We start from the raw sequence: 25,109 nt of genomic DNA on the forward strand, positions 1-25,109 counted from the left end.
GTTATCTCGATTATTATCCTGGCTTATTATCCACCTAGATCCCGATCCAGAGCCCTGCCATGTCCGACCGCGATGCCCGACGCCTGCTCAATGACCGCCTCGACTGGAACCTGCTGCGCACCTTCCGGGTGATCGGCCAGGAACTGAGCATCAGTCGCGCAGCGGCGCGCCTGCACCTGACCCAGCCGGCGGTGAGCCAAGCCCTCAAGCGCCTGGAAGAACAGCTGGGGCGGCAGTTGATCGCCAGGCGCGGGCCGCGCTTTGCCCTGACCGAAGTGGGCGAACAGATCTTTGCCCTGGCCGGGGAAATCTACGGCCAGGTGTCCCAGGTCAGCAGCGTGCTGGAGCAGCCCGCCGACGAGGTGATCGGCAAGGTGCGACTGCTGATCATCAGCCGGATCCTCAATGAGCGTTTCGATGATTTTCTGGCCGACTTCCATCGCCAGCATCCGCGAGTCGACCTGGAGGTGGAGGTGATGCGCAGCTCGGATATCGTCAGCGCCCTGCAGGAGAAGACCGCGACCCTGGGCCTGAGCCTTAATCGGCGGCCACAGCCACGCCTGGAACAACGGCTGTTCCTGCGGCAGCGCTACGCATTTTTTTGCGGCAAGCATCACCCGCTATTCGGGCGTCAGGACGTGGCCGAGGGTGATCTGCAGCGGGAGAATTTTGTCAGTTTCACCAGCGACCAGATCGGCGGCATGCTCTCGCCACTGACCATCTTCCGTGACCAGCAGGGCTTCAGCGGACGCATCGTCGCCTCCTCGCCGAGCCTGGAGGAGGTACGGCGCCTGGTGATCGCCGGGTTTGGCATCGGCTGCCTGCCGGAGCATGTGGTGGCCGCCGATGTCGATGCCAGGCTGCTGTGGCGCCTGCCGCCCCATGACGGCATCGCCGATGTCGATATCCATCTGCTGTGGAACCGTGAACAACGCATGAGCCGTGCCGAGGTCCTGTTCCTGAAGCTGCTGCAGGACCGCCTCACCGCTCAGTGACTCAAGGAACGATCGGCTGGGCTCACAAGGTGCGGGGCAGCCCGATGTTGCAATGACTCAGACGTGGGGATCGCCAGGGGCCTTGGCGGGAGTAGCGTATTGCGGCTTGAGGTGGCCGTTCTGGTCCAGCAGCCAGGCGTCCATGATCTGTCGCACCACGGGCCCGGCGACCCGGCCGCCGGCCTCACCGTTCTCGATCATTACCGAGATCACGATCTGTGGGTGCTCGGCGGGGGCGAAGCCGACGAACAAGGCGTTGTCGCGGTTGCGTTCGCGGGTCTTGAGACGGTCATAGCGCTCGCCCTGTTTGATCGCCACCACCTGAGCGGTACCACTCTTGCCGGCGATGCGGTACTGCGCACCGGCGGCGGCAGCGCGGGCGATGCCCCGCGGGTCGTGCATCACCATCTGCATGCCGTGGTTGACCTGATCCCAGTCGTGAGGATTCTTCAGCAGGATGTTGGGCATCGGATGCTCATCCACTGGAGCCACGCCATCAATGGTCTTGGCCAGGTGCGGACGGTTCCACACGCCCTTGTTGGCGATCAGCGCTGTGGCCTGGGCCAGTTGCAGCGGCGTGACCTGCATATAGCCCTGACCAATGCCGAGGATCACGGTTTCCCCCGGGAACCAGGGCTGGCGGCGGGTGGCGCGCTTCCAGGCTTGGGATGGCATCAATCCTGGGGATTCCTCGAACATGTCCAGGGAGACTTTCTCGCCCAGGCCGAACATCGCCATGTAGTCGTGCAGACGGTCGATGCCGAGCTTGTGGGCCAGATCGTAGAAGTAGGTGTCATTGGAGCGCATGATCGCTGCGTCCATATCCACCCAACCATCGCCGCTGTGGTTCCAGTTGCGGTATTTGTGATCGAAGTCCGGCAACTGGTAGTAACCGGGGTCGAAGACTCGGGTCGAGGCGGTAACCACGCCGGTGTCGAGGCCGGCAATCGCCACCTCCGGCTTGATGGTGGAACCTGGTGCGTAGAGGCCGCGCAGCACCCGGTTGAACAACGGGCGGTCGATGGAGTCGTGCAGCGCGGCGTATTCCTTGAAGCTGATACCGGTGACGAACAGGTTGGGATCAAAGCTCGGCTTGCTGACCATGGCCAGGACTTCGCCCGTGGCAGGGTCGAGGGCTACCACTGAGCCGCGACGATCCCCCAGGGCCTCTTCGGCAGCTTCCTGAAGCTTGATATCCAGGCTCAGGACAATGTTCTTCCCTGGGATAGGATCGGTGTGTTTGAGCACGCGCATGACCCGTCCCTGGGCGTTGGTCTCGACCTCCTCATAGCCTACGTGACCGTGCAGCTCGGACTCGTAGAACTTCTCGACGCCCGTCTTGCCAATGGACTGGGTGCCACGGTATTCCACCGAATCTAGGGTCTTGGTTTCTTTCTCGTTGATCCGCCCAACGTAGCCGATGGAGTGGGCAAAGTGGGCGCCCATGGGGTAATGGCGGACGAACTGGGCTTCCACATCCAGTCCTGGCAGGCGGTACTCGTTGACCGCAAGGACGGCGATTTGCTCTTCGGTGAGCTCGTAGAAGAGGGTCACGGGGACGAAGGGGTGGCGGGCCTGCTTCATCTCCTTGTCGAACAGGGGGCGATCCTCTGGCGGCAGGTGCAGCAGGTCGATCACCGCGTCCAACTCGCCCTTGAGATCGGTGGTGCGTTCGCGGGTGATGGTCAGGTTGAAGCTGGGGCGGTTGTCCGCCAGAACCACGCCATTGCGGTCGTAGATCAGCCCGCGGGTCGGGGTGATCGGCAGCACGTGGACACGGTTGTTTTCCGAGACAGTGGAGTGATAGTCGAACTCCACCACCTGAAGGAAGTACATACGCCCTACCAAGGCGCAGGTAATGGCCACCACCAACACAGCGCAGGCCAGAAGGCGCTTGTTGACCAGGCGGTTTTCTTTCTCGTGGTCCTTGATCGGAATCGCTTCGGGCATTGCTACAGCTTCTCGTTGAATAGAGGTCGACGCTGATCCGTGCGGGTGAACTCAAGTCCTTAAAAAGAGCTGCACCATACCAAAAACCACCCGCTGATTTTGAGGGGATTTCCATCGCGGGTGATCAGTGGTGCTGGCCCCACTGCAGCTGTGGGGCTATGCGAAGGCACTGTCTTTTCTGGTCGTTGCGGGAATTGGCTTTTTCGCGCGCAAAAACAAAACCCCAATTGCTTTCGCAATTGGGGTTTCGGAATTTAATCTTGACGATGACCTACTCTCACATGGGGAAACCCCACACTACCATCGGCGATGCATCGTTTCACTTCTGAGTTCGGGATGGGATCAGGTGGTTCCAACGCTCTATGGTCGTCAAGAAATTCGGTAGCCAGACCGTCGCTTATGCAACGTGCCAGCAAATGGGTATGTAATAGATTCGTGTGCTTTGTGAGCGGTGCAAACTTTCGGTTTGTTTCGTCTTCACACACCGCAACTCGCTTCTTAAGCAAATTGCTTGGGTGTTATATGGTCAAGCCTCACGGGCAATTAGTATTGGTTAGCTCAACGCCTCACAGCGCTTACACACCCAACCTATCAACGTCGTAGTCTTCGACGGCCCTTTAGGGAACTCAAGGTTCCAGTGAGATCTCATCTTGAGGCAAGTTTCCCGCTTAGATGCTTTCAGCGGTTATCTTTTCCGAACATAGCTACCCGGCAATGCCACTGGCGTGACAACCGGAACACCAGAGGTTCGTCCACTCCGGTCCTCTCGTACTAGGAGCAGCCCCTCTCAAATCTCAAACGTCCACGGCAGATAGGGACCGAACTGTCTCACGACGTTCTAAACCCAGCTCGCGTACCACTTTAAATGGCGAACAGCCATACCCTTGGGACCGGCTTCAGCCCCAGGATGTGATGAGCCGACATCGAGGTGCCAAACACCGCCGTCGATATGAACTCTTGGGCGGTATCAGCCTGTTATCCCCGGAGTACCTTTTATCCGTTGAGCGATGGCCCTTCCATACAGAACCACCGGATCACTAAGACCTACTTTCGTACCTGCTCGACGTGTCTGTCTCGCAGTCAAGCGCGCTTTTGCCTTTATACTCTACGACCGATTTCCGACCGGTCTGAGCGCACCTTCGTACTCCTCCGTTACTCTTTAGGAGGAGACCGCCCCAGTCAAACTACCCACCATACACTGTCCTCGATCCGGATAACGGACCTGAGTTAGAACCTCAAAGTTGCCAGGGTGGTATTTCAAGGATGGCTCCACGCAAACTGGCGTTCACGCTTCAAAGCCTCCCACCTATCCTACACAAGCAAATTCAAAGTCCAGTGCAAAGCTATAGTAAAGGTTCACGGGGTCTTTCCGTCTAGCCGCGGATACACTGCATCTTCACAGCGATTTCAATTTCACTGAGTCTCGGGTGGAGACAGCGCCGCCATCGTTACGCCATTCGTGCAGGTCGGAACTTACCCGACAAGGAATTTCGCTACCTTAGGACCGTTATAGTTACGGCCGCCGTTTACCGGGGCTTCGATCAAGAGCTTCGCGTTAGCTAACCCCATCAATTAACCTTCCGGCACCGGGCAGGCGTCACACCCTATACGTCCACTTTCGTGTTTGCAGAGTGCTGTGTTTTTAATAAACAGTCGCAGCGGCCTGGTATCTTCGACCGGCATGAGCTTACGGAGCAAGTCCTTCACCCTCACCGGCGCACCTTCTCCCGAAGTTACGGTGCCATTTTGCCTAGTTCCTTCACCCGAGTTCTCTCAAGCGCCTTGGTATTCTCTACCCAACCACCTGTGTCGGTTTGGGGTACGGTTCCTAGTTATCTGAAGCTTAGAAGCTTTTCTTGGAAGCATGGCATCAACCACTTCGTCACCTAAAAGGTAACTCGTCATCAGCTCTCGGCCTTAGAATCCCGGATTTACCTAAGATTCCAGCCTACCACCTTAAACTTGGACAACCAACGCCAAGCTGGCCTAGCCTTCTCCGTCCCTCCATCGCAATAACTAGAAGTACAGGAATATTAACCTGTTTTCCATCGACTACGCTTTTCAGCCTCGCCTTAGGGACCGACTAACCCTGCGTCGATTAACGTTGCGCAGGAAACCTTGGTCTTTCGGCGTGGGTGTTTTTCACACCCATTGTCGTTACTCATGTCAGCATTCGCACTTCTGATACCTCCAGCAAGCTTCTCAACTCACCTTCACAGGCTTACAGAACGCTCCTCTACCGCATCACTTACGTGATACCCGTAGCTTCGGTGTATGGTTTGAGCCCCGTTACATCTTCCGCGCAGGCCGACTCGACTAGTGAGCTATTACGCTTTCTTTAAAGGGTGGCTGCTTCTAAGCCAACCTCCTAGCTGTCTAAGCCTTCCCACATCGTTTCCCACTTAACCATAACTTTGGGACCTTAGCTGACGGTCTGGGTTGTTTCCCTTTTCACGACGGACGTTAGCACCCGCCGTGTGTCTCCCATGCTCGGCACTTGTAGGTATTCGGAGTTTGCATCGGTTTGGTAAGTCGGGATGACCCCCTAGCCGAAACAGTGCTCTACCCCCTACAGTGATACATGAGGCGCTACCTAAATAGCTTTCGAGGAGAACCAGCTATCTCCGAGCTTGATTAGCCTTTCACTCCGATCCACAGGTCATCCGCTAACTTTTCAACGGTAGTCGGTTCGGTCCTCCAGTCAGTGTTACCTAACCTTCAACCTGCCCATGGATAGATCGCCCGGTTTCGGGTCTATTCCCAGCGACTAGACGCCCTATTAAGACTCGCTTTCGCTACGCCTCCCCTATTCGGTTAAGCTCGCCACTGAAAATAAGTCGCTGACCCATTATACAAAAGGTACGCAGTCACAGAACAAAGTCTGCTCCCACTGCTTGTACGCATACGGTTTCAGGATCTATTTCACTCCCCTCTCCGGGGTTCTTTTCGCCTTTCCCTCACGGTACTAGTTCACTATCGGTCAGTCAGTAGTATTTAGCCTTGGAGGATGGTCCCCCCATATTCAGACAAGGTTTCTCGTGCCCCGTCCTACTCGATTTCATGACTAAGAGATTTTCGCGTACAGGGCTATCACCCACTATGGCCGCACTTTCCAGAGCGTTCCGCTAATCTCAAAGCCACTTAAGGGCTAGTCCCCGTTCGCTCGCCACTACTAAGGGAATCTCGGTTGATTTCTTTTCCTCAGGGTACTTAGATGTTTCAGTTCCCCTGGTTCGCCTCTTGCACCTATGTATTCAGTACAAGATAACCATCTTATGATGGCTGGGTTCCCCCATTCAGACATCTCCGGATCAAAGTCTGTTTGCCGACTCCCCGAAGCTTTTCGCAGGCTACCACGTCTTTCATCGCCTCTGACTGCCAAGGCATCCACCGTATGCGCTTCTTCACTTGACCATATAACCCCAAGCAATCTGGTTATACTATGAAGACGACATTCGCCGAAAATTTGCAATTGCTGCTCAATTAAGAGCCTCACAAATTTTACCTTAGCCTGATCCGTTACCAGTGAAAGTAACGTTCAGTCTATCTTTCTATCACATACCCAAATTTTTAAAGAACGATCTAATCAAAAGACTAGAAATCAACATTCAAAGTGAATGCTCATTTCTAAGCTTTCAGAAGCAGTTTATGGTGGAGCCAAGCGGGATCGAACCGCTGACCTCCTGCGTGCAAGGCAGGCGCTCTCCCAGCTGAGCTATGGCCCCATAACAAAATTGGTGGGTCTGGGCAGATTCGAACTGCCGACCTCACCCTTATCAGGGGTGCGCTCTAACCAACTGAGCTACAGACCCAATTTCGAGCTTGTAACTGTTAGCTTGGAGCTATCAGCTTGGAGCTTAAAGCTGCTTCTATCGTCTTCTTCAATGAATCAAGCAATTCGTGTGGGAACTTATGGAGCAGCTGATGTCGTCGATTAAGGAGGTGATCCAGCCGCAGGTTCCCCTACGGCTACCTTGTTACGACTTCACCCCAGTCATGAATCACACCGTGGTAACCGTCCTCCCGAAGGTTAGACTAGCTACTTCTGGTGCAACCCACTCCCATGGTGTGACGGGCGGTGTGTACAAGGCCCGGGAACGTATTCACCGCGACATTCTGATTCGCGATTACTAGCGATTCCGACTTCACGCAGTCGAGTTGCAGACTGCGATCCGGACTACGATCGGTTTTATGGGATTAGCTCCACCTCGCGGCTTGGCAACCCTTTGTACCGACCATTGTAGCACGTGTGTAGCCCAGGCCGTAAGGGCCATGATGACTTGACGTCATCCCCACCTTCCTCCGGTTTGTCACCGGCAGTCTCCTTAGAGTGCCCACCATAACGTGCTGGTAACTAAGGACAAGGGTTGCGCTCGTTACGGGACTTAACCCAACATCTCACGACACGAGCTGACGACAGCCATGCAGCACCTGTCTCAATGTTCCCGAAGGCACCAATCTATCTCTAGAAAGTTCATTGGATGTCAAGGCCTGGTAAGGTTCTTCGCGTTGCTTCGAATTAAACCACATGCTCCACCGCTTGTGCGGGCCCCCGTCAATTCATTTGAGTTTTAACCTTGCGGCCGTACTCCCCAGGCGGTCAACTTAATGCGTTAGCTGCGCCACTAAGAGCTCAAGGCTCCCAACGGCTAGTTGACATCGTTTACGGCGTGGACTACCAGGGTATCTAATCCTGTTTGCTCCCCACGCTTTCGCACCTCAGTGTCAGTATCAGTCCAGGTGGTCGCCTTCGCCACTGGTGTTCCTTCCTATATCTACGCATTTCACCGCTACACAGGAAATTCCACCACCCTCTACCATACTCTAGCTTGCCAGTTTTGGATGCAGTTCCCAGGTTGAGCCCGGGGCTTTCACATTCAACTTAACAAACCACCTACGCGCGCTTTACGCCCAGTAATTCCGATTAACGCTTGCACCCTCTGTATTACCGCGGCTGCTGGCACAGAGTTAGCCGGTGCTTATTCTGTCGGTAACGTCAAAACAATCACGTATTAGGTAACTGCCCTTCCTCCCAACTTAAAGTGCTTTACAATCCGAAGACCTTCTTCACACACGCGGCATGGCTGGATCAGGCTTTCGCCCATTGTCCAATATTCCCCACTGCTGCCTCCCGTAGGAGTCTGGACCGTGTCTCAGTTCCAGTGTGACTGATCATCCTCTCAGACCAGTTACGGATCGTAGCCTTGGTGAGCCATTACCTCACCAACTAGCTAATCCGACCTAGGCTCATCTAATAGCGTGAGGTCCGAAGATCCCCCACTTTCTCCCGTAGGACGTATGCGGTATTAGCGCCCGTTTCCGGACGTTATCCCCCACTACTAGGCAGATTCCTAGGCATTACTCACCCGTCCGCCGCTCGCCACCAGGTACAAGTACCCGTGCTGCCGCTCGACTTGCATGTGTTAGGCCTGCCGCCAGCGTTCAATCTGAGCCATGATCAAACTCTTCAGTTCAAACATCTTTGGGTTTTGAGAAAACCCTAAACTTGGCTCAGCAATCGTTGGTTACATCTTTGATTTCTCGCGGAGTAACTTGTGATGCTGATAATCTTTTTGACTATCAGTCTGACTCCACAAGCACCCACACGAATTGCTTGATTCAGTTGTTAAAGAGCGGTTGGTTAAGATCTTTCGTCTCAACCGAGGCGCGCATTCTACAGCAGCCTCATTTACTGTCAAGTGATTTTTTTAAGAAGTTTTCAAAGTTTCCTTTTTAACTTCAACCACTTGCGCCTCCGATCTCTCGTTAGCGGGAGGCGAATTCTACAGCGTTACACGCTGCTGTCAACACCTCTTTTCAACCGCTTTCGACCGAGAGGATCGAATCGTTAATAAGGCGAAAACACACTGCCTTACCAACTGCTTCTGGCTTCGATGAACTGAAGCGTAACCGCTGTCGAAAACTGTGTAACTCGTTGAATATCAAGGAGTTTTCCGTTTCGACTGCGCCGGAAGTGGGGCGAATTATAGACCTGTAGAATCTGCCGTCAAGGGTTAATTTGCATTTTCTATGATTCAACGCAAAAAGCCTTGCCGACAGCTTCTATATAGAAGCGCAAAAAAGACTTTGCGCACTATATTGCTCATCGCTCATTAGTTAAGCATCATGGCCCACATGCTCCCCCCCTCACACTCTGGATGACTCCCTGCATGAACGACCAACCGCGCAGCCTTGCCTCGACCTTGTTTCCGGTGGGGCTACTGCTTATTGCCATGGCCTCGATTCAATCGGGCGCCTCCCTGGCCAAGAGCATGTTCCCCGTCGTTGGCGCCCAAGGCACAACCACCCTGCGCCTGATCTTCGCCAGCATCATCATGCTGCTTCTATTAAGGCCATGGCGCGCCAAGTTCACCGCCAATACCCTGCGCACCGTGATCGTCTACGGTATGGCCCTGGGCGGGATGAACTTCCTCTTCTATATGTCCCTGAGAACTGTGCCCCTGGGAATTGCTGTCGCTCTGGAGTTCACCGGCCCCTTGGCGGTGGCCATCTACGCCTCACGCAAGGCTATCGACTTCCTGTGGATCGCCCTGGCCATCGTCGGACTACTGCTGCTCATTCCCACTGGAGCCACCGAAACCGCCATCGACCCGATGGGCGCAGGCTACGCATTGGGGGCCGGAGTCTGCTGGGCACTGTACATCCTGTTCGGGCAAAAGGCCGGGGCCGAGAACGGTATCCAGACCGCAGCCCTGGGAGTAATGATCGCAGCACTCTTCGTCGCCCCCATTGGCATCGTCCACGCCGGCGCCGCCTTACTCACCCCTTCCTTGATCCCCGTAGCCCTGGGCGTGGCCATCTTGTCTACCGCGCTTCCTTATAGTCTGGAGATGGTCGCCCTGACCCGCATGCCAGCACGCACCTTTGGCACCCTGATGAGTATCGAACCTGCTTTCGGCGCACTTTCCGGCCTGCTGTTCCTGCACGAATACCTTTCCCTTGCGCAGTGGATGGCCATCGCCTGCATCATCCTTGCTTCCGTAGGAGCAACCATGACTATGCGTCGCGAGTCCAAACCATTAGTTGCGGTTGATTGAGATTCAACTCTGGTAATTACCGTTCAATTAGGCCATGTTTAGTCGGCTACTCAACGTCAACCATGGAGTTGTCAGACAGGGATATCGCAAACGTAAAAGACCACCGGTAATGCAGTCACACTCGGGCGATAGATCCGGGGCTAGCGATAAGGACGGGGATGAAACGATTTTTGATAGTGTTGGCCGTACTTGCTATTGCAGGCTGCGCTGCGACCGCGAAAACTGAAGTCAAACGGGGTAAGAAAGGACTCCACATCAACTGCTCGGGTTTGTCTTCTTCCTGGGACAAGTGCTACACCAAGGCCACCCAGTCCTGCGGCCCCAAGGGCTACAAGGTGATCGCAAAATCTGGTGATACCGTGGAAGACCCGGGGGATTACCCCTTCGGCCTGAACCCAGCCGGTTACACCAGCCGCAGCATGATCGTTATCTGCAAATAGCGGTACCGTTCAATCTTCGGGCAGCCCTTCCAGCTGCCCAATGATCTGCTCATGACTCGATGCCAGCACCTGCTGCTGAATACTCGGGCTTACCAGCATTCGCGCCACCACCAGTGCGCCGACACACTGCGACAGGATCGACCAGGCCAGACTCTCGCTGCCCAAGGTCTGCGCCCAAGCCTGATGCAAACGGCAGATCCAGTCTTGCGCCTCCTGCCGTACTTCGACACTGCCCCGAGCAATCTCCGCGCCCAACGCTGGCAACGCACATCCCGCCCCCGGCTGCTGCAGATGCGCCACACTCAGGTACTGCTTCAAGCAACGCCGCAGCTTTGCCTGATTCTGCTGCCCCTCCCCGCCCAGACGCTCCAGGCTCTGGCTCAACTCGCGCTCGACGATGGAGCCGAACAGCTCGTCCTTGGATGTGAAGTGAGTATAAAAAGCCCCGCCACTGAGGCCGATGGCCTTCATTAACGCATCCACACCGACGGTAGAAAAACCATCGTTCTTGGCCTGGGTTGCACTGCTCTGCAACAGGCGTTCTCGGGTTTCCTGCTTATGACCGACTGAATAACGCATTCCTGATGGACTCCCCTACTTGCTTGACGACAGAAAAATCATAGCATAACGTTCGTTTAGTTAACGATCGTTTACTAAACAGCGAGCCTCCCATGACTACAGCCTTGAACAAGAACAAAGTCGTACTGGTGGTCGGTGCCGGTGATGCCACCGGTGGCGCCATTGCCAAGCGTTTCGCCGCAGAAGGCTTTACTGCCTGCGTGACCCGACGCAGCGCAGACAAACTGCAGCCGCTGGTAGACGCCATTCAGCAAACCGGTGGCCAAGCCCATGGCTTTGCCTGCGATGCCCGGAAAGAGGAGGACGTGGTGGCACTGATCGAACAGATCGAAACCCAGATTGGCCCGATCGAAGCCTTCGTCTTCAACATCGGTGCCAACGTCCCTTGCAGCATCCTTGAGGAAACCGCACGTAAATACTTCAAGATCTGGGAGATGGCCTGTTTTTCAGGCTTCCTCAATGCCCGCGAGGTGGCCAAGCGCATGGTCACCCGCAAGCGCGGCACCATCCTGTTCACCGGCGCCACCGCCGGGGTCCGCGGCGCCGCGGGCTTTGCCGCCTTTGCCGGCGCCAAGCACGGCATCCGCGCACTGGCCCAGAGCATGGCCCGGGAACTGGGGCCCTTGAACATCCACGTCGGCCATATCATCGTCGACGGTGCCATCGACACCGACTTCATCCGCACCAGCTTTCCCGAGAAATATGCCCTCAAGGATCAGGATGGCATCCTCAACCCCGAGCATATCGCCGAGAACTACTGGTACCTGCACAGCCAGCCCCGGGATGCCTGGACCTTCGAACTGGACCTGCGCCCCTGGAGCGAACGCTGGTAACCCCCCCCTCCATAACAACAATCAGGGAATCTGGATCATGAATAAAAAGGTGGAGTTCTACTTCGACCTGGGCAGCCCTACTTCATACCTGGCTTACACCCAACTGCCGAAGATCTGTGCCCAGACCGGCAGTCAACTGGTCTACCAACCCATGCTGCTGGGCGGTGTCTTCAAGACCACCGGCAACGCGTCCCCCATCAGCGTCCCTGCCAAAGGCCGCTACATGTTGCAGGACCTGGCGCGCTTCGCCCAACGCTATCAGGTGCAGCTCAATTTCAACCCGCACTTTCCCATCAATACCCTGCTGCTGATGCGCGCCACTACCGGAGTGCAGATGCATTTGCCGGAACGCTTCATCGATTTCGTCGACTGCCTGTTCCGTGCACTCTGGGTCGACAAACGCAACCTCAACGACGCCGCCAGCGTCGCCCAGGTCCTGGAACAAGGCGGTTTCGACCCACAACAGATCCTCGACCTGAGCAATGCCGAGGACGTCAAGACCGCTCTCAAGAACAAGACCGAACAGGCGTTGCAACGGGGAGTATTCGGTGCTCCCAGCATGTTCGTGGGTGAGGAACTGTTTTTCGGTCAGGATCGGCTCGACTTCGTCCGAGAAGCCTTGAGCAAGTAACCACCGGCATCTGCGGCGACGCTTGAGTCGCCGCAGCCACCTCACCCGCGTTGCGCGGGTGAGGCCTTACTTCAGATCGCCGCAGTCCGAGCCTGCAACCACTCCAGCGCCGCCCCTTCCAACAGTGGACTGAGACGCCGACGAACATCACCGTGATAAGCGTTGAACCACTCACGCTCCTCCTGAGTCAGCAACGACGGCTCCAGGCAACGGCTGTCGATCGGGCACAGCGTCAGGGTTTCAAACCTCAGGAACTCACCAAACTCAGTAGTACCTGCCTCGCGGTTCAACACCAGATTCTCGATCCGCACTCCCCAACGCCCGGGACGATAAGTCCCCGGCTCGATGGAGGTGATCATCCCCGGCTGCATCGCGGTTTGCGGCGCTGGTGCGGCCTGATAGGCAATCACCTGCGGACCTTCATGAACGTTCAGGAAGTAACCGACACCATGCCCGGTGCCATGTCCGTAATCCACGCCTTCGGCCCAGATCGACGCACGAGCGATGGCATCCAGCAACGGCGAAAGAATGCCCCGTGGGAACTGCGCCCGGGACAACGCGATAACCCCCTTGAGCACTCGGGTGCAATCGCGCTTCTGCTCGGCACTCGGAGTACCGATAGGCACCATGCGGGTGATATCGGTGGTGCCGCCCAGGTACTGGCCACCGGAGTCGATCAGCAACAGACCATCGCCCTCGATCACCGCGTGCTCTTCAGGCGTAGCGTGGTAATGAGGCATCGCCCCATTGGCATTGAATGCGGCAATGGTATTGAAACTCAGGGATACGTAGCCCGGACGCCGCTCACGAGCCGCCGTCAGGTGTTTATCAATGGTCAGCTCGGTGACTCGTTCACGACCCAGGGCGCTCTCCAACCAGGCGAAGAATTCACAGAGGGCCGCGCCATCCTGCTCCATGGCCTGGCGAATGTGCTCGGCGTCCGCCAGGCTCTTGCGCGACTTGGCCAAGGTCGTGGGGTTGAGCCCTTCCAGCAGTTTCACCCCGGGAAGCAGATTGTCCAGCAGGCCACTGGTGACCCGTGCCGGATCAATCTGCAAGGTCGCATCTTCAGGCACTGCGCGCAGCGCCGCCGCCACTTCCGAATAGTCCCGAAGGCTCACGCCATCCGCCTCCAGCACCCCACGCAGGTGGTCATCAACCTTGCTCAAGGCCACGAACAAAGTGGCCTGCTGCTGGCTGATCAGGGCGAAGGACACAAACACCGGGTTGAATGAAACATCCGCCCCCCGCAGGTTGAACAGCCAGGCGATATCGTCGAGGGTGGCAATGAAATGCCAGTCCGCGCCCCGCTCCTTCAGGGTTTCCCGCAGCTTGCCGAGCTTCTCCACCCGGCTCTGCGTCGCCTGTGGCGGCAAGTGTTGATAGACCGGCTGATCCGGCAACGCGGGACGATCACTCCACACCTCCTGAAGCAGATCGATATCGGTCCGTAGATGGGCTCCGCGTTCCTGCAACTTGGCGCCCAAAGTGCGGGCCGAGGCCACAGCCATCACCGCACCATCCACCGCCACCACCGCACCTTGCGGAGTCTGCTCCGCCAGCCAGTCCAGGGGGCCGGGCTGGCCCGGCTGCAACTTCACCAGTTCGATACCGCTGCCCTTGAGCTCCTTGCTGGCCTGTTCCCAATAACGACTGTCGGCCCAGACCCCGGCGAAATCCGCGGTCACGATCAGCGTGCCCACCGAGCCATGAAAGCCCGACAGCCACTGGCGCCCCTGCCAGTAACCCGGCAGGTATTCCGACAGATGCGGGTCGGCCGACGGCACCAGCAAGGCATGAATGCCCTCGCGGCTCATCAACTGACGGACGTGCGCCAAGCGCTGGGTGACCACTCCCTGGGTCGAAGGCTGGGTACTCATTGTGTCTCCTTAACCGGCTTATTCATTGTTATGGAAGGTCGAGATCACTCGCCCCTCAAGACTGGGCTCCGGCCCAGAACGCCGGAGCGGTGGCGCATGACGCCTTGATCAACTGTGCGGCGCGATCCACATCCTCCTCGGTGGTGAAACGCCCAAGGCTCAAGCGGATGGTGCGAGCGGCCTGTGATGCATCGTGCCCCAGGGCCAGCAGCACATGGGAAGGCGCATGGCTCGCCGAGTTGCAGGCCGAGGTCGCGGAAAACGCCAGGGACGCACTCAGTGCCGCCGAATCGAAGCCCCCCTCGCTGAAAGTCAGGCTCAAGGTATGGGGAATGCGCTGGCCGACACTGCCATTCAAGCGCAGGCCGGCAATGCCCGCCAGTTGCTCCAGCAATCGCTGGCGCAGACGGACGATGGTCGCGGTTTCTTCCTCGAACAGCTCACCCGCCAGGGCAAAGGCCGCGCCCATGGCGGCGATCTGGTGGGTGGCCAGGGTCCCGGAACGCAATCCGCCTTCGTGACCGCCACCATGAATCTGCGCCAGCAGCCGCTGCTGAGCCCGCGGCCCGACATACAGCGCGCCGATGCCCTTGGGGCCATACAACTTGTGCGCGGAGAACGACATCAGGTCCACCGGCCAGTGCTCAAGATCGATAGCCACCTTGCCGGCACCCTGGGCCGCGTCCACATGCAGCAACGCACCTCGCGCACGCACCACCTGGCCAATCGCCGGGATGTCGTTGAGGGTGCCCAGTTCGTTGTTGACCAGCATCAACGACACCAGAAAAGTGTCGTCGCGCAAGGCTTCACTGACCGCCTGGGCCGTGATCAACCCGTCGGCATCCGGCACCAGATAGGTCACCGCCACACCGGCTTCCTGCAACTGGCGGGCGGTGTCGAGCACCGCCTTATGCTCGATCTGGCTGGTGATGATGTGCCCACCGCTCAGGCCCCGGGCCTGCATCACGCCCTTGAGCGCCAGGTTGTTGGATTCGGTGGCACCGGAGGTCCAGACAATCTGCTCCGGCTGCGCGCCCACCAACTGTGCGACCTGCTGCCGGGCGCGCTCGACACTGCGCCGCGCCTCCTGGCCAAAAGCATGGGAACTGGACGCCGGGTTGCCGAAATTGGCGTTGAAACCCAGACACTCCAGCATCACCTGGATGACCCGCTCATCCACCGGCGTGGTGGCGGCGTAGTCGAAATAAAGAGGACGTTTGTTCATGACTGAAGACCCGCAGAGCTTGTTCCAGGATCGGCATTGGCTCGAGAGAAGATGACGCACAAACGCGCCGTACAAGAACGGCGCGTCAAAGCAGGCACTCAGCAATACGCGATCGGATGCAGTTAAAGAAGAACAACTTCGTTTAAAAGTGCGTAGGAACGCTCCTGGGACGCAGCTTAACAGGCTCGGGGCAACGCGTTGAAGCGCCGCTTAACTGATGTTTTCCAGCAGCAGCGGCGCCAGGGAAATCACCAGCAATCCGGCCATTCCCAGATTGAACAGGCGCAGCCAGCGAGGATTGCGCAGCACGTTGCGCAGCAGGCTGCCGCACGCGGCCCAAAGGCTGACCGTAGGAGCATTGATCAAGGCGAACACCGCCGCGATCACCAGCACATTGGTGAAGTAACCCTGCAACGGGGTGTAAGTGCTGATAGCCCCCACCGCCATCACCCAAGCCTTGGGATTGACCCACTGAAACGCCGCAGCCCCCCAATACCCCAACGGTTGCCCCTGGCCCTGTTGCTCCTCGGACATGGGCCCGGAACGGGCGATCTTCCACGCCAGGTACAGCAGGTACGCCACTCCGACATATCGCAGCACGCTGTACAGCAACGGATAGGCCTCGAACGCCGCCCCCAGGCCCAGGCCAACCGCCAGCACCAGAACGAAAAAACCGCAACTGATGCCGAGGATATGAGGAATGGAACGGTTGAAGCCGAAGTTCACCCCCGAGGCCAGCAACATGGTGTTGTTAGGGCCGGGCGTGATGGAAGTGACCAAGGCAAACAGGGCGAACGCCAACAGCAGGTCAAGGGAAAGGGTCATGAATGCAAGGTCCTGGGCAAGGTCGATCAGGCCTCGACCCTAACTCAGGGCCTGCCTGAAACCCACGGACAGTTGCGCAAAACTTCGACCAGTACAGTTTTAATCAACTAGCCGGATGGTGCCGACTGATATTGCGCTGGGCGCTCATCTCGCCCTGCCCATCGAACGTCCCAGGACGGCCAAGCAGCTCGGCCTTTTTCTGCTGGTACTCATCGAACGACAGGCCGCGACGATTCAAGGCTTCCAACGCCAGTTCGCGAGTTTCCCGGGCCGTGTAGGGACGCAACTCAGGAGTGCCCGGGCTGGCACAGCCGGCCAGCACACTAAAAACCAACATCAACAGAACAATGGAGGAAGCCTTCATGGCGAGCACCTGGAGCGGGTTGCGAACAATGCACAAAGGCTACTCCCGCACCGGCAACGGCAAAAATCATCCAGCTCGATAGTCGCTATCGACTGTTCCAAGGTCTTGGCAGTCGCGCCTCATATTCCATAACGACCTATAAATATGGAAACAAGCTCTTTTGAGGAATAACAACAAGCCTTTATAACAGCTGCATTGCGTTGCCCAACTGTTGCCCTGGCAACTGTTTGCCCAGCAACAGTCGATCAACAAAACAGTGCCTGCGCAACAGCAGCCAATCCGCTCCGGATCGCCCACAACCCCTGCAATACAAGGCTTTTACGGGTTGGTACAGCTCTTGCTCCCGATCCAGGACACCTGCCATTGCTCGCAGAGCCACTGTTTAAAAAGGAACCGATCATGTCCCGTCCCTTGAACGTTGTTGCCCTCTCCGGTGGAACCTGGCGCCCGTCCCGCACCCTGGTGCTGACCCAGGCCCTGCTGGACGAACTGTCCGGGCACCTGCCGATCAACAGCCACCTCATCGAATTGGGCGATATTGCCCGTCCGGTAGGCGCAGCCCTGTCGCGCCAGGAACTGCCGGCCGAAGTCGAGGCCGAGCTCCAGGCCATCGAAAACGCCGACCTGTTGATCGTCGCCGCCCCGGTCTATCGCGGCTCCTACCCCGGCCTGCTCAAGCATCTGTTCGACCTCATCGACCTGAACGCCCTGATCGATACCCCGGTGCTGCTGGCCGCAACCGGAGGCAGCGAACGCCACGCCCTGGTGCTGGATCACCAGTTGCGTCCGCTGTTCAGTTTCTTCCAGGCCCTGACCCTGCCGATTGGCGTGTACGCCACCGAAGCCGACTTCAGCAATTACCAGATCACCAGCGAACTGTTGAAAGCCCGCATCCAGCTGGCCGCCGAACGGGCCGCGCCGCTGTTTGGCGCTCACCCGAAAAACCTGCTGAAAATCGCTTAAGGACCTGTCATGGATGTGTTCTGGTTTCTTCCGACCCACGGCGACGGCCACTTCCTGGGCACTGCCCAGGGCGCCCGCCCGGTCACCCTCAACTACCTCAAGCAAGTGGCCCAGGCTGCGGACAGCCTGGGCTACCACGGCGTGCTGATTCCCACCGGACGCTCCTGCGAAGACTCCTGGGTCATCGCCTCGGCCCTGGTGCCGCTGACCGAACGCCTGCGCTATCTGGTGGCAATTCGCCCGGGAATCATCTCCCCCACCGTTTCCGCGCGCATGGCCGCAACCCTGGACCGGCTGTCCAACGGTCGCCTGCTGATCAACGTAGTCACCGGTGGCGATCCGGACGAAAACCGTGGCGATGGTAGCTTCCTCAGCCACAGCGAACGCTACGAAGTGACTGACGAATTCCTGCAGATCTGGCGCCGGGTGCTGCAAGGCGAAGCCGTGGACTTCGAAGGCAAGCACCTGCATGTACAGAACGCCAAAGCCCTGTATCCACCGGTGCAGAAGCCCTATCCACCGCTGTACTTCGGCGGTTCCTCCGAGGCCGCTCACGAATTGGCCGCCGATCAGGTGGATGTCTACCTGACCTGGGGCGAGCCTCCTGCAGCGGTCGCCCAAAAGCTGGCCGACGTGCGCGAACGCGCTGCGCGCAAGGGCCGCACCGTGAAGTTCGGCATCCGCCTGCACGTGATCGTCCGCGAAACCGAGGACGAAGCCTGGAAAGCCGCGGACAGGTTGATCGAACACATCAGCGACGAAACCATCGCCGCCGCCCAGCAATCCTTCTCGCGCTTCGACTCCGAAGGTCAGCGGCGCATGGCCGCCCTGCACGACGGTCGCCGTGATCAGTTGCAGATCGCTCCCAACCTCTGGGCCGGAGTCGGCCTGGTGCGTGGCGGTGCCGGCACCGCCCTGGTGGGCAACCCGCAGCAAGTGGCCGAACGCATCAAGGAGTACGCCGACCTGGGCATCGAGAGCTTTATCTTCTCCGGCTACCCGCATCTGGAAGAAGCCTATCGCTTCGCCGAACTGGTGTTCCCACTGCTGCCGGAACCCTATGCCAGCCTGGCCGGCCGTGGCGTCACCAACCTGACCGGGCCGTTCGGCGAAATGATCGCCAACGACGTGTTGCCCAACAGCCGCTGAAATCCCCAAAGCTGTTGTAGGAGCCGGCTTGCCGGCGAAGGCGATCTTTCGGCCCTCTTCGCTGGCAAGTCAGCTCCTACAGCTCGCAGCACCTTTTCCCGGCCGCCACAACGGCCACGAACGAGGAACACCGCGTGACTGCCAAACCGCAAAGCGCCCTGTTGTCCCCCTTGCAGACCGCTCGCCAACTGGCCGCCGAGTTTGCCCTCACCGCCGTCGAACGCGATGAACGTGGCGGCACCCCCAAGGCCGAGCGCGATGCCCTGCGCCACAGCGGCCTGCTGGCCCTGAGCATCCCCACCCAGTTCGGCGGGCTCGGCGCGCCCTGGAGCGAAACCCTGAACATCGTCCGCGAGTTCGCCAGAGTCGACAGCTCCATCGCCCACGTCTTTGGCTTCCATCACTTGATGCTGGCCACCGTGCGCCTGTTCGCCAAGCCAGAGCAATGGCAACCCTGGTTCGAACAGACCGCGCGCAAGAACTGGTTCTGGGGCAACGCCCTCAATCCGTTGGACACCCGCACCCTGGTCCGGAACCTCGGCGGTTGGCGCGAGTTCTCCGGCAAAAAGAGCTTCTGCTCCGGGGCCAGCGATTCGGAAATGCTTATCGCCTCGGCGGTGGATGAAAGCAACGGCGGCAAATTGCTGATCGCCGCCATCCCCAGCGGCCGCAGCGGCATCACCCTGCACAACGACTGGAACAACATGGGTCAGCGCCAGACCGACAGCGGCAGCGCCACCTTTGAACGGGTCAGGGTGGAAGAGTCGGAACTGCTGCTGGACCCGGGCCCGCTGAGCACGCCGTTCGCCTGCCTGCGCCCGCTGATCGCCCAACTGACCTTCACCCACATGTTCCTCGGCATCGCCGAAGGCGCCTTCGAGGAAGCCCGGCAATACACCCTCACCGAGACCCGGGTCTGGCATAGATCCAGCGCCCAGGATGTGCGCCAGGACCCTTATGTACTGCGCCACTACGGCGAATTCTGGGTGGCCCTGGAAGGCATCCGCCTGCTGGTGGAGCGGGCCGCCGGGCTGCTGGACCAGGCGTGGGCCAAAGGTCCCGGCCTCAGCGCCGAGGAGCGCGGGCACCTGGCCACCGCCATCGCCACCGCCAAAGTCGCCGCCAGCCGCCAGGGCCTGGACCTGTGCAGTCGCCTGTTCGAAGTCACCGGCGCACGCTCGACCCACGCTTCCCTGCGCCTGGACCGCCATTGGCGCAACCTGCGCACCCAGACCCTGCACGACCCGCTGGATTACAAGCTCCACGAACTGGGCGACTGGGCACTGAACCAGTCCCTGCCGACCCCGACCTTCTACTCCTAGCCTTATTGTTCACGGAGAGTGCCGATGCAGCTTCTGACCCTACCGCCCTCGCCCGCCCTGGCGACCTCGATCCGCGCCACCGCCCAGGTGTTCGAGGACCCGAAATCCCAGGCCCTGCTGGCGCACCTGCAACAGGTGGCACCCAGTGAAGCCAGCGTGCTGATCATCGGTGAAACCGGGACCGGCAAGGAACTGGTGGCACGCCACATCCACAACCTCAGCGCCCGGCGCAACCGGCCGTTCGTGGCGGTGAACTGCGGCGCCTTCTCCGAATCACTGGTAGAGGCCGAACTGTTCGGCCATGAAAAAGGCGCCTTCACCGGCGCCCTCAGCGCCAAGGCCGGCTGGTTCGAAGAGGCCGACGGCGGCACCCTGTTCCTCGACGAGATCGGCGATTTGCCCATGGCCATCCAGGTCAAACTGCTGCGGGTGCTGCAGGAGCGTGAAGTGGTGCGCCTGGGCTCGCGCAAAAGCACTCCCATCGACGTGCGGGTCCTGGCCGCCACCAACGTGCAACTGGAAAAGGCTATCAATGCCGGGCACTTTCGCGAGGACCTGTACTACCGCCTGGACGTGGTCAGCCTGGAACTGAGCCCGCTGCGCGAACGCCCCGGCGACATCCTGCCCCTGACCCGGCACTTCATCGAGGCCTACAGCCAGCGTCTGGGTTACGGCAGCATCAGCATCAGCAAGGAGGCCGAACACAAACTCAAGAGCTACAGCTGGCCGGGCAACATCCGCGAACTGGAAAACGTCATCCACCACACCCTGTTGATCTGCCGCAATGGCGTGATCGAGCGCGATGACCTGCGCCTGTCGAACATGCGCATCGAGCGCGCCGACGACAGCCATCCCAGCCACGACGACTCCGCCGAAGCGCTGCTGGACCGCGCCTTCCAGAAACTATTCGCCGAGCAGGCCGGCGCCTTGCATGAAAAGGTCGAGGACGCCCTGCTGCGCGCAGCCTATCGCTTCAGCCACTACAACCAGGTGCACACCGCCAACCTGCTGGGCTTGAGCCGCAACGTCACCCGCACCCGGCTGATCAAGATCGGCGAACTGGCGGTCAACAAGCGCCGCCCGGTGGACGCCCACAGCGAACGCACCCTGCAGCTGTCGATCTAGAGCAGATTGCAGTGCAGGGCATTGTCCTGGCTGCGGGCAATGCTGCTCAGCACCTGGAACGAACCGAAGGTCACGGTCTTGGCCTGATGGGTCAGGATCAACTGCCAGAAATCCTGCTCGCCGCTCTCGAAACGCTCGAAGGCCGCCTCGCCGGCTTCCCGGGACTGCCATTGCAGGTAATTGAGCACCCGCCGACCATCGTCGCTGGCCTGCACGCTGGCACTGAGAAAGCCGCCATAGCCCTGGGCCAGACGCTCGGTCTGCGCGGACAAGGCCGACACCAGGGCCTCCTGCTGATGAGGTTCGATCTCGAACTCGATCAATTGGGTAAAGCTGCGATTTCTCTCAAATGCGGCCATGAACTGCTCCCTACGGCGGTCGGACAGAATCTTGCGATTGAATGCGCTGCAGGGTAAAACCTCTAGTTAAGTCAAGGTCAAGCCTGTTTTTCATCCTGGTGCCCTTTAATGATCGAACCCGACGCCCTCCACAAAGAACTGACGGTTGGCCAACTGTCGGCCCGCAGCGGCGTGGCCGTGACCGCCTTGCATTTCTACGAAACCAAGGGGCTGATCAAGAGCAATCGCAACGCGGGCAACCAACGGCGCTACCCGCGTTCAGTGCTGCGTCGCGTGTCCCTGATCAAGGTGGCCCAGCGCCTGGGCATTCCCCTGGCGGAGATTGGCCAGGCCCTGGCGACTCTGCCCGCCGACCGCGCGCCCAGTGCCGCGGACTGGCAGCGCCTGTCGGAACAATGGAGCCGCGAACTGGACGAACGCATCCGCCAACTGAGCCTGCTGCGCGAGCGGCTGAACCAGTGCATCGGCTGTGGCTGCCTGTCCATGGAAGGGTGTCCGCTGCGCAATTATGGAGATGCCCTGGGAGACGCCGGCCCGGGCGCCCGCCTGCTGGAGCCCGACGCCGCCACCGACACCCCATAGCCGGCTTCCCTCGTAGGAACCGGCTTGCCGGCCAAGGCTGACTCTCGGGCCTCTTCGCTGGCAAGCCAGCTCCTACAGCGACGGCGCCCTCTTACCCGTAGGAGCCGGCTTGCCGGCGAAGGCGATCTCACGGGCCTCTTCCCTCGCAAGCCAGCTCCGACAGCGATATCGCCTTCATACCCGTAGGAGCCGGCTTGCCGGCGAAGGCGATCTCACAGGCCTCTTCCCTCGCAAGGCAGATGCCCACTCAGCGCTGGCAGGTAAGAAAACCTGTGGAGCATCGTAAGTAAAAACTTCCCTATGCTAATGTCGCGTCCTGCTTCCTACGACGAGCTCCGCTTCCATGCCAAGGACTGCCTCCTTCGAAAAGCCACGCTGGCTGCGCGATCTGCTGCGCTTTCTACCCCTGAAAAGCCAATTCGTACTGTCCGGCAATGTCCGCGACCTGCAAGCCAGTGAGGTGGCCCCCGGGGTCATTACCCCCCAGCCCTTCAACCTCAATCTGCGCGACGAACTGCTGGCGGCGGGCTACGCCCAGGTGCTGAGCTGGGACCCCCTTGGCGGTCTGCGCGTGCTGCTGCCTCCGGGCAGCGAACCGGCCCAGGCCGACAACCTGCTGCGCGAGTTGGGCCTGACCCCGGTGGAAGGAGCGGCGCCGGCCGGCCTCGACCTGTTGTCAGCCACCTTGCCGCGCCTGGTGGAGCGCCAAGGCGCGCCGCTGGCCCTGATTGTCGACTTTGCATCACGCCTGGTGATCCGCAATGACGCCCTGAGCGCCGCCGAGCACCAACTGTTCACCCAGGCCCTGGTGTTGTCCCACCAGGCCCGCAGTCGACCTGCCGGGGAACAGCGCACGCCGTTCTTCAACAGCATCCTCTGGGTGGTGGAAAAGGAAGGCGACCTGCCCGACTGGATGCTGATCGACAACCCGCGCCTGCGCCCCATTCCCGTGTCCAAACCCGACCAGCAGGCCCGCCAGGCGTTAGCGCCGGCGCTGTTGCGAGGCCTGCCCGGCGCCCAGGAGGCCAGCGAAGAAAGCCGCGACAACGCAGTGCGAGCCTTCGTTGAGAATACCGAAGGCCTGCTGCTGCTCGACCTCAATGCGATCGTCCAACTGGCCCGGGTCGAAGGCCTGGCCATGGAGCGCATTGGCGACGCGGTGCGCCGCTATAAAGTCGGCGTCACCGAAGACCCCTGGCTGAAGATCGACCGCCAGCGCATCCGCCAGGCCGACGACTTCATCCGCCAGCGGGTCAAGGGCCAGGCCCACGCGGTGACCCACATGCTGGATATCGTCAAGCGCGCCATGACCGGGGTCGGCGCCAGCCGCAAGGGCAACCGCCCCCGGGGCGTGGCGTTTCTTGCCGGGCCCACCGGGGTCGGCAAGACCGAACTGGCCAAGACCATCACCAGCCTGCTGTTTGGCGATGAAAGCGCATACATCCGCTTCGATATGTCGGAATTCAGCGCCGAACACGCCGACCAACGCCTGGTCGGTGCGCCACCCGGCTATGTGGGCTACGACGTGGGCGGCGAACTGACCAACGCGATCCGCGAAAAACCCTTCAGCGTGGTGCTGTTCGACGAGATCGAAAAGGCCCACCCGCGAATCCTCGACAAGTTCCTGCAGATCCTCGACGACGGTGTGCTCACATCAGGCCGGGGCGACCGGGTGTACTTCTCCGAGGCGCTCATCGTCTTCACCTCCAACCTGGGCATCTACCGCCAGGGCGACAACGGCGAACGGGTGGCCAACGTGCAGCCCGGCGAGGCCTTCGAAGCGGTGCAGGGCAAGGTCCAGGGCGAGATCGAGCGCTATTTCAAGCTGGTGCTCAACCGGCCGGAAATCCTCAACCGGATCGGCGAGAACATCATCGTCTTCGACTTCATCCGCCCGGACATCGCCGAGCAGATCTTCCAGCAGATGGTCGGCAACATCCTCGCCGACCTGGCCGCCCAGGCCCTGCATGTGCAGCTCGATGACGACTCCCTGCACAGCCTGCGCCAGCTGTGCCTGCAGGATTTGTCCAACGGCGGCCGGGGCATTCGCAACCAGCTGGAAGCGCACCTGCTCAACCCCCTGGCCCGGGCCCTGTTCGACCAGGATGCGCAGCCCGGCCAATCCTTCGAAGTCCGCCAGTTGCAGGCCGGCAGCCTGCAACTGCTAGCCCGCGCCTCGTGAACATCAGCCTGTCGCGGGTGCACTTCCCGGTCACCACCCTGGGGCCGGGGCAACGCCTGGGTCTGTGGTTCCAGGGCTGCAGCATCCGTTGTGCAGGCTGCATTTCCGCGGACACCTGGGGACCGGGCAAGCAGCCATTGCCGTTGACCCAGGTGCTGCACGACCTGCAACCCTGGCTGGCCCAGGCCGAAGGCATCACCCTGTCCGGTGGCGAGCCCTTCGACCAGCCCGAGGCGCTACTGGCCCTGCTTAGAGCCCTGCGCGAACGCACCCAGGTCGACATCCTGGTCTACAGCGGCCACGCCCTGGAAACCCTGCAACCGCTGCTGAAACAAGCCGAAGGCCTGCTGGACGCACTGATCTGCGACCCCTTCGAGCAACAACAGGCGCAAACGCTGGTCCTACGGGGCAGCGACAACCAGCGCCTGATCCTCTTGACCGAGCTGGGCCGCCAGCGTCTGTCCGCCTACCAGCGCCCGCTGCACCGCGAGGACCGCGCGCTGGATGTGATGTTCGACGACGACGGCAGTGTCTGGATGGCTGGAATCCCTCGGCGTGACGACCTGCTGCGTCTGCGCGACCTGCTGCACGACCAGGGCCACCAACTCCAGATCAGCGCCCACACCTCACGCCGCCGTTAACCGGAA

At 59.7% G+C, this 25,109-nt stretch carries 19 protein-coding genes, 2 tRNA genes and 3 rRNA genes; 12 read left to right on the forward strand and 12 right to left on the reverse strand.

Going from position 1 to position 25,109, the window contains the following annotated elements:
- Nucleotides 1-59 precede the first annotated feature (59 nt).
- Nucleotides 60-995 (forward strand): LysR family transcriptional regulator, encoded by a 936-nt coding sequence (locus tag ACSSVC_RS25660; RefSeq protein WP_492611648.1) that lies wholly within the window; start codon nt 60-62, stop codon nt 993-995.
- Nucleotides 996-1,052: 57 nt separating this feature from the next.
- On the opposite strand, the gene mrdA is transcribed toward ACSSVC_RS25660, so the two are convergent.
- From mrdA to ACSSVC_RS25690, 6 genes are all read right to left on the reverse strand, one after another.
- Nucleotides 1,053-2,945, reverse strand: coding sequence for a penicillin-binding protein 2 (gene mrdA, locus ACSSVC_RS25665; protein ID WP_346636199.1), 1,893 nt, complete (start codon nt 2,943-2,945; stop codon nt 1,053-1,055).
- A 258-nt stretch (nt 2,946-3,203) separates the two neighbouring features.
- Nucleotides 3,204-3,319: ribosomal RNA gene (gene rrf, locus ACSSVC_RS25670) — 5S ribosomal RNA — on the reverse strand.
- Nucleotides 3,320-3,467: 148 nt separating this feature from the next.
- Nucleotides 3,468-6,359, reverse strand: a 23S ribosomal RNA gene (locus ACSSVC_RS25675).
- 235 nt (nt 6,360-6,594) lie between these two features.
- Nucleotides 6,595-6,670 (reverse strand) — tRNA-Ala (locus ACSSVC_RS25680).
- A gap of 10 nt (nt 6,671-6,680) precedes the next feature.
- Nucleotides 6,681-6,757: transfer RNA gene (locus tag ACSSVC_RS25685), tRNA-Ile, on the reverse strand.
- A 123-nt stretch (nt 6,758-6,880) separates the two neighbouring features.
- Nucleotides 6,881-8,419 (reverse strand): 16S ribosomal RNA (locus tag ACSSVC_RS25690).
- Together the 16S, 23S and 5S rRNA genes with 2 tRNA genes alongside form the textbook arrangement of a ribosomal RNA operon.
- 696 nt (nt 8,420-9,115) lie before the next feature.
- Here ACSSVC_RS25690 and rhtA point away from each other — a divergent pair.
- Together rhtA and ACSSVC_RS25700 are read left to right on the forward strand one after the other, a co-directional pair.
- A complete protein-coding gene (rhtA, locus tag ACSSVC_RS25695) occupies nt 9,116-10,003 on the forward strand; it encodes a threonine/homoserine exporter RhtA (protein WP_492611649.1) in 888 nt (295 codons plus the stop codon).
- A 158-nt stretch (nt 10,004-10,161) separates the two neighbouring features.
- On the forward strand, nt 10,162-10,443 hold the full coding sequence (locus tag ACSSVC_RS25700) for a hypothetical protein (protein ID WP_317069416.1): 282 nt from the start codon (nt 10,162-10,164) through the stop codon (nt 10,441-10,443).
- 9 nt (nt 10,444-10,452) lie between these two features.
- On the opposite strand, the gene ACSSVC_RS25705 is transcribed toward ACSSVC_RS25700, so the two are convergent.
- A complete protein-coding gene (locus ACSSVC_RS25705) occupies nt 10,453-11,022 on the reverse strand; it encodes a TetR/AcrR family transcriptional regulator (protein ID WP_346632084.1) in 570 nt (189 codons plus the stop codon).
- A gap of 92 nt (nt 11,023-11,114) precedes the next feature.
- On the opposite strand from ACSSVC_RS25705, the gene ACSSVC_RS25710 reads away from it, so the two are divergent.
- Nucleotides 11,115-11,855: an SDR family oxidoreductase gene (locus tag ACSSVC_RS25710; protein WP_123727151.1), complete on the forward strand. Its 741-nt coding sequence runs from the start codon at nt 11,115-11,117 to the stop codon at nt 11,853-11,855.
- A 37-nt stretch (nt 11,856-11,892) separates the two neighbouring features.
- The gene (locus tag ACSSVC_RS25715; RefSeq protein WP_346632085.1) at nt 11,893-12,486 is read left to right on the forward strand and encodes a 2-hydroxychromene-2-carboxylate isomerase; all 594 of its coding nucleotides are present in this window, start codon (nt 11,893-11,895) and stop codon (nt 12,484-12,486) included.
- A 71-nt stretch (nt 12,487-12,557) separates the two neighbouring features.
- Here ACSSVC_RS25715 and ACSSVC_RS25720 read toward each other — a convergent pair whose 3' ends face one another.
- The 4 genes from ACSSVC_RS25720 to ACSSVC_RS25735 form a co-directional block, all read right to left on the reverse strand.
- On the reverse strand, nt 12,558-14,366 hold the full coding sequence (locus tag ACSSVC_RS25720; protein ID WP_492611650.1) for an aminopeptidase P family protein: 1,809 nt from the start codon (nt 14,364-14,366) through the stop codon (nt 12,558-12,560).
- A gap of 55 nt (nt 14,367-14,421) precedes the next feature.
- Nucleotides 14,422-15,591 (reverse strand): cysteine desulfurase family protein, encoded by a 1,170-nt coding sequence (locus ACSSVC_RS25725; protein WP_346632087.1) that lies wholly within the window; start codon nt 15,589-15,591, stop codon nt 14,422-14,424.
- Between the two features lie 210 nt (nt 15,592-15,801).
- Nucleotides 15,802-16,416: a LysE family translocator gene (locus tag ACSSVC_RS25730; protein ID WP_492611651.1), complete on the reverse strand. Its 615-nt coding sequence runs from the start codon at nt 16,414-16,416 to the stop codon at nt 15,802-15,804.
- Nucleotides 16,417-16,519: 103 nt separating this feature from the next.
- Nucleotides 16,520-16,780: a hypothetical protein gene (locus ACSSVC_RS25735; RefSeq protein ID WP_492611652.1), complete on the reverse strand. Its 261-nt coding sequence runs from the start codon at nt 16,778-16,780 to the stop codon at nt 16,520-16,522.
- A gap of 399 nt (nt 16,781-17,179) precedes the next feature.
- Between ACSSVC_RS25735 and msuE the strand changes: the two genes are divergently transcribed.
- The 4 genes from msuE (at nt 17,180) to ACSSVC_RS25755 (ending at nt 21,339) form a co-directional block, all read left to right on the forward strand.
- The gene (gene msuE, locus ACSSVC_RS25740) at nt 17,180-17,743 is read left to right on the forward strand and encodes an FMN reductase (protein WP_346632090.1); all 564 of its coding nucleotides are present in this window, start codon (nt 17,180-17,182) and stop codon (nt 17,741-17,743) included.
- A gap of 9 nt (nt 17,744-17,752) precedes the next feature.
- On the forward strand, nt 17,753-18,892 hold the full coding sequence (gene ssuD / locus ACSSVC_RS25745; protein WP_492611653.1) for an FMNH2-dependent alkanesulfonate monooxygenase: 1,140 nt from the start codon (nt 17,753-17,755) through the stop codon (nt 18,890-18,892).
- 134 nt (nt 18,893-19,026) lie between these two features.
- Nucleotides 19,027-20,214 carry an acyl-CoA dehydrogenase family protein gene (locus ACSSVC_RS25750; protein ID WP_404937404.1) on the forward strand — a complete coding sequence of 396 codons (1,188 nt, stop codon included), beginning with the start codon at nt 19,027-19,029 and terminating at the stop codon, nt 20,212-20,214.
- A 24-nt stretch (nt 20,215-20,238) separates the two neighbouring features.
- A complete protein-coding gene (locus ACSSVC_RS25755; RefSeq protein ID WP_492611654.1) occupies nt 20,239-21,339 on the forward strand; it encodes a sigma-54 interaction domain-containing protein in 1,101 nt (366 codons plus the stop codon).
- Here ACSSVC_RS25755 and ACSSVC_RS25760 read toward each other — a convergent pair.
- A complete protein-coding gene (locus ACSSVC_RS25760) occupies nt 21,336-21,698 on the reverse strand; it encodes an antibiotic biosynthesis monooxygenase (protein WP_346632093.1) in 363 nt (120 codons plus the stop codon). The two genes, ACSSVC_RS25755 and ACSSVC_RS25760, sit on opposite strands and share 4 nt — an antisense overlap.
- Before the next feature lie 108 nt (nt 21,699-21,806).
- Between ACSSVC_RS25760 and soxR the strand changes: the two genes are divergently transcribed.
- The 3 genes from soxR (at nt 21,807) to ACSSVC_RS25775 (ending at nt 25,103) form a co-directional block, all read left to right on the forward strand.
- Nucleotides 21,807-22,280: a redox-sensitive transcriptional activator SoxR gene (gene soxR, locus ACSSVC_RS25765; protein ID WP_346632094.1), complete on the forward strand. Its 474-nt coding sequence runs from the start codon at nt 21,807-21,809 to the stop codon at nt 22,278-22,280.
- Between the two features lie 343 nt (nt 22,281-22,623).
- Nucleotides 22,624-24,462, forward strand: coding sequence for an AAA family ATPase (locus ACSSVC_RS25770; protein WP_492611655.1), 1,839 nt, complete (start codon nt 22,624-22,626; stop codon nt 24,460-24,462).
- Complete coding sequence (locus ACSSVC_RS25775; protein WP_346632096.1) at nt 24,459-25,103, forward strand: 4Fe-4S cluster-binding domain-containing protein; 645 nt, start codon at nt 24,459-24,461, stop codon at nt 25,101-25,103. Before ACSSVC_RS25770 ends, ACSSVC_RS25775 begins: the two co-directional genes overlap by 4 nt.
- The last annotated feature ends 6 nt before the right edge of the window (nt 25,104-25,109 follow it).

The organism is Pseudomonas sp. E1BtOHC1 (assembly GCF_058744285.1).

Excerpts from the sequence above, each read along its gene's own strand:
- ACSSVC_RS25660 (WP_492611648.1), top strand. The coding sequence starts at position 60 with ATGTCCGACCGCGATGCCCGACGCCTGCTCAATGACCGCCTCGACTGG.
- mrdA (WP_346636199.1), bottom strand. The coding sequence starts at position 2,945 with ATGCCCGAAGCGATTCCGATCAAGGACCACGAGAAAGAAAACCGCCTG.
- rhtA (WP_492611649.1), top strand. The coding sequence starts at position 9,116 with ATGAACGACCAACCGCGCAGCCTTGCCTCGACCTTGTTTCCGGTGGGG.
- ACSSVC_RS25700 (WP_317069416.1), top strand. The coding sequence starts at position 10,162 with ATGAAACGATTTTTGATAGTGTTGGCCGTACTTGCTATTGCAGGCTGC.
- ACSSVC_RS25705 (WP_346632084.1), bottom strand. The coding sequence starts at position 11,022 with ATGCGTTATTCAGTCGGTCATAAGCAGGAAACCCGAGAACGCCTGTTG.
- ACSSVC_RS25710 (WP_123727151.1), top strand. The coding sequence starts at position 11,115 with ATGACTACAGCCTTGAACAAGAACAAAGTCGTACTGGTGGTCGGTGCC.
- ACSSVC_RS25715 (WP_346632085.1), top strand. The coding sequence starts at position 11,893 with ATGAATAAAAAGGTGGAGTTCTACTTCGACCTGGGCAGCCCTACTTCA.
- ACSSVC_RS25720 (WP_492611650.1), bottom strand. The coding sequence starts at position 14,366 with ATGAGTACCCAGCCTTCGACCCAGGGAGTGGTCACCCAGCGCTTGGCG.
- ACSSVC_RS25725 (WP_346632087.1), bottom strand. The coding sequence starts at position 15,591 with ATGAACAAACGTCCTCTTTATTTCGACTACGCCGCCACCACGCCGGTG.
- ACSSVC_RS25730 (WP_492611651.1), bottom strand. The coding sequence starts at position 16,416 with ATGACCCTTTCCCTTGACCTGCTGTTGGCGTTCGCCCTGTTTGCCTTG.
- ACSSVC_RS25735 (WP_492611652.1), bottom strand. The coding sequence starts at position 16,780 with ATGAAGGCTTCCTCCATTGTTCTGTTGATGTTGGTTTTTAGTGTGCTG.
- msuE (WP_346632090.1), top strand. The coding sequence starts at position 17,180 with ATGTCCCGTCCCTTGAACGTTGTTGCCCTCTCCGGTGGAACCTGGCGC.
- ssuD (WP_492611653.1), top strand. The coding sequence starts at position 17,753 with ATGGATGTGTTCTGGTTTCTTCCGACCCACGGCGACGGCCACTTCCTG.
- ACSSVC_RS25755 (WP_492611654.1), top strand. The coding sequence starts at position 20,239 with ATGCAGCTTCTGACCCTACCGCCCTCGCCCGCCCTGGCGACCTCGATC.
- ACSSVC_RS25760 (WP_346632093.1), bottom strand. The coding sequence starts at position 21,698 with ATGGCCGCATTTGAGAGAAATCGCAGCTTTACCCAATTGATCGAGTTC.
- soxR (WP_346632094.1), top strand. The coding sequence starts at position 21,807 with ATGATCGAACCCGACGCCCTCCACAAAGAACTGACGGTTGGCCAACTG.
- ACSSVC_RS25770 (WP_492611655.1), top strand. The coding sequence starts at position 22,624 with ATGCCAAGGACTGCCTCCTTCGAAAAGCCACGCTGGCTGCGCGATCTG.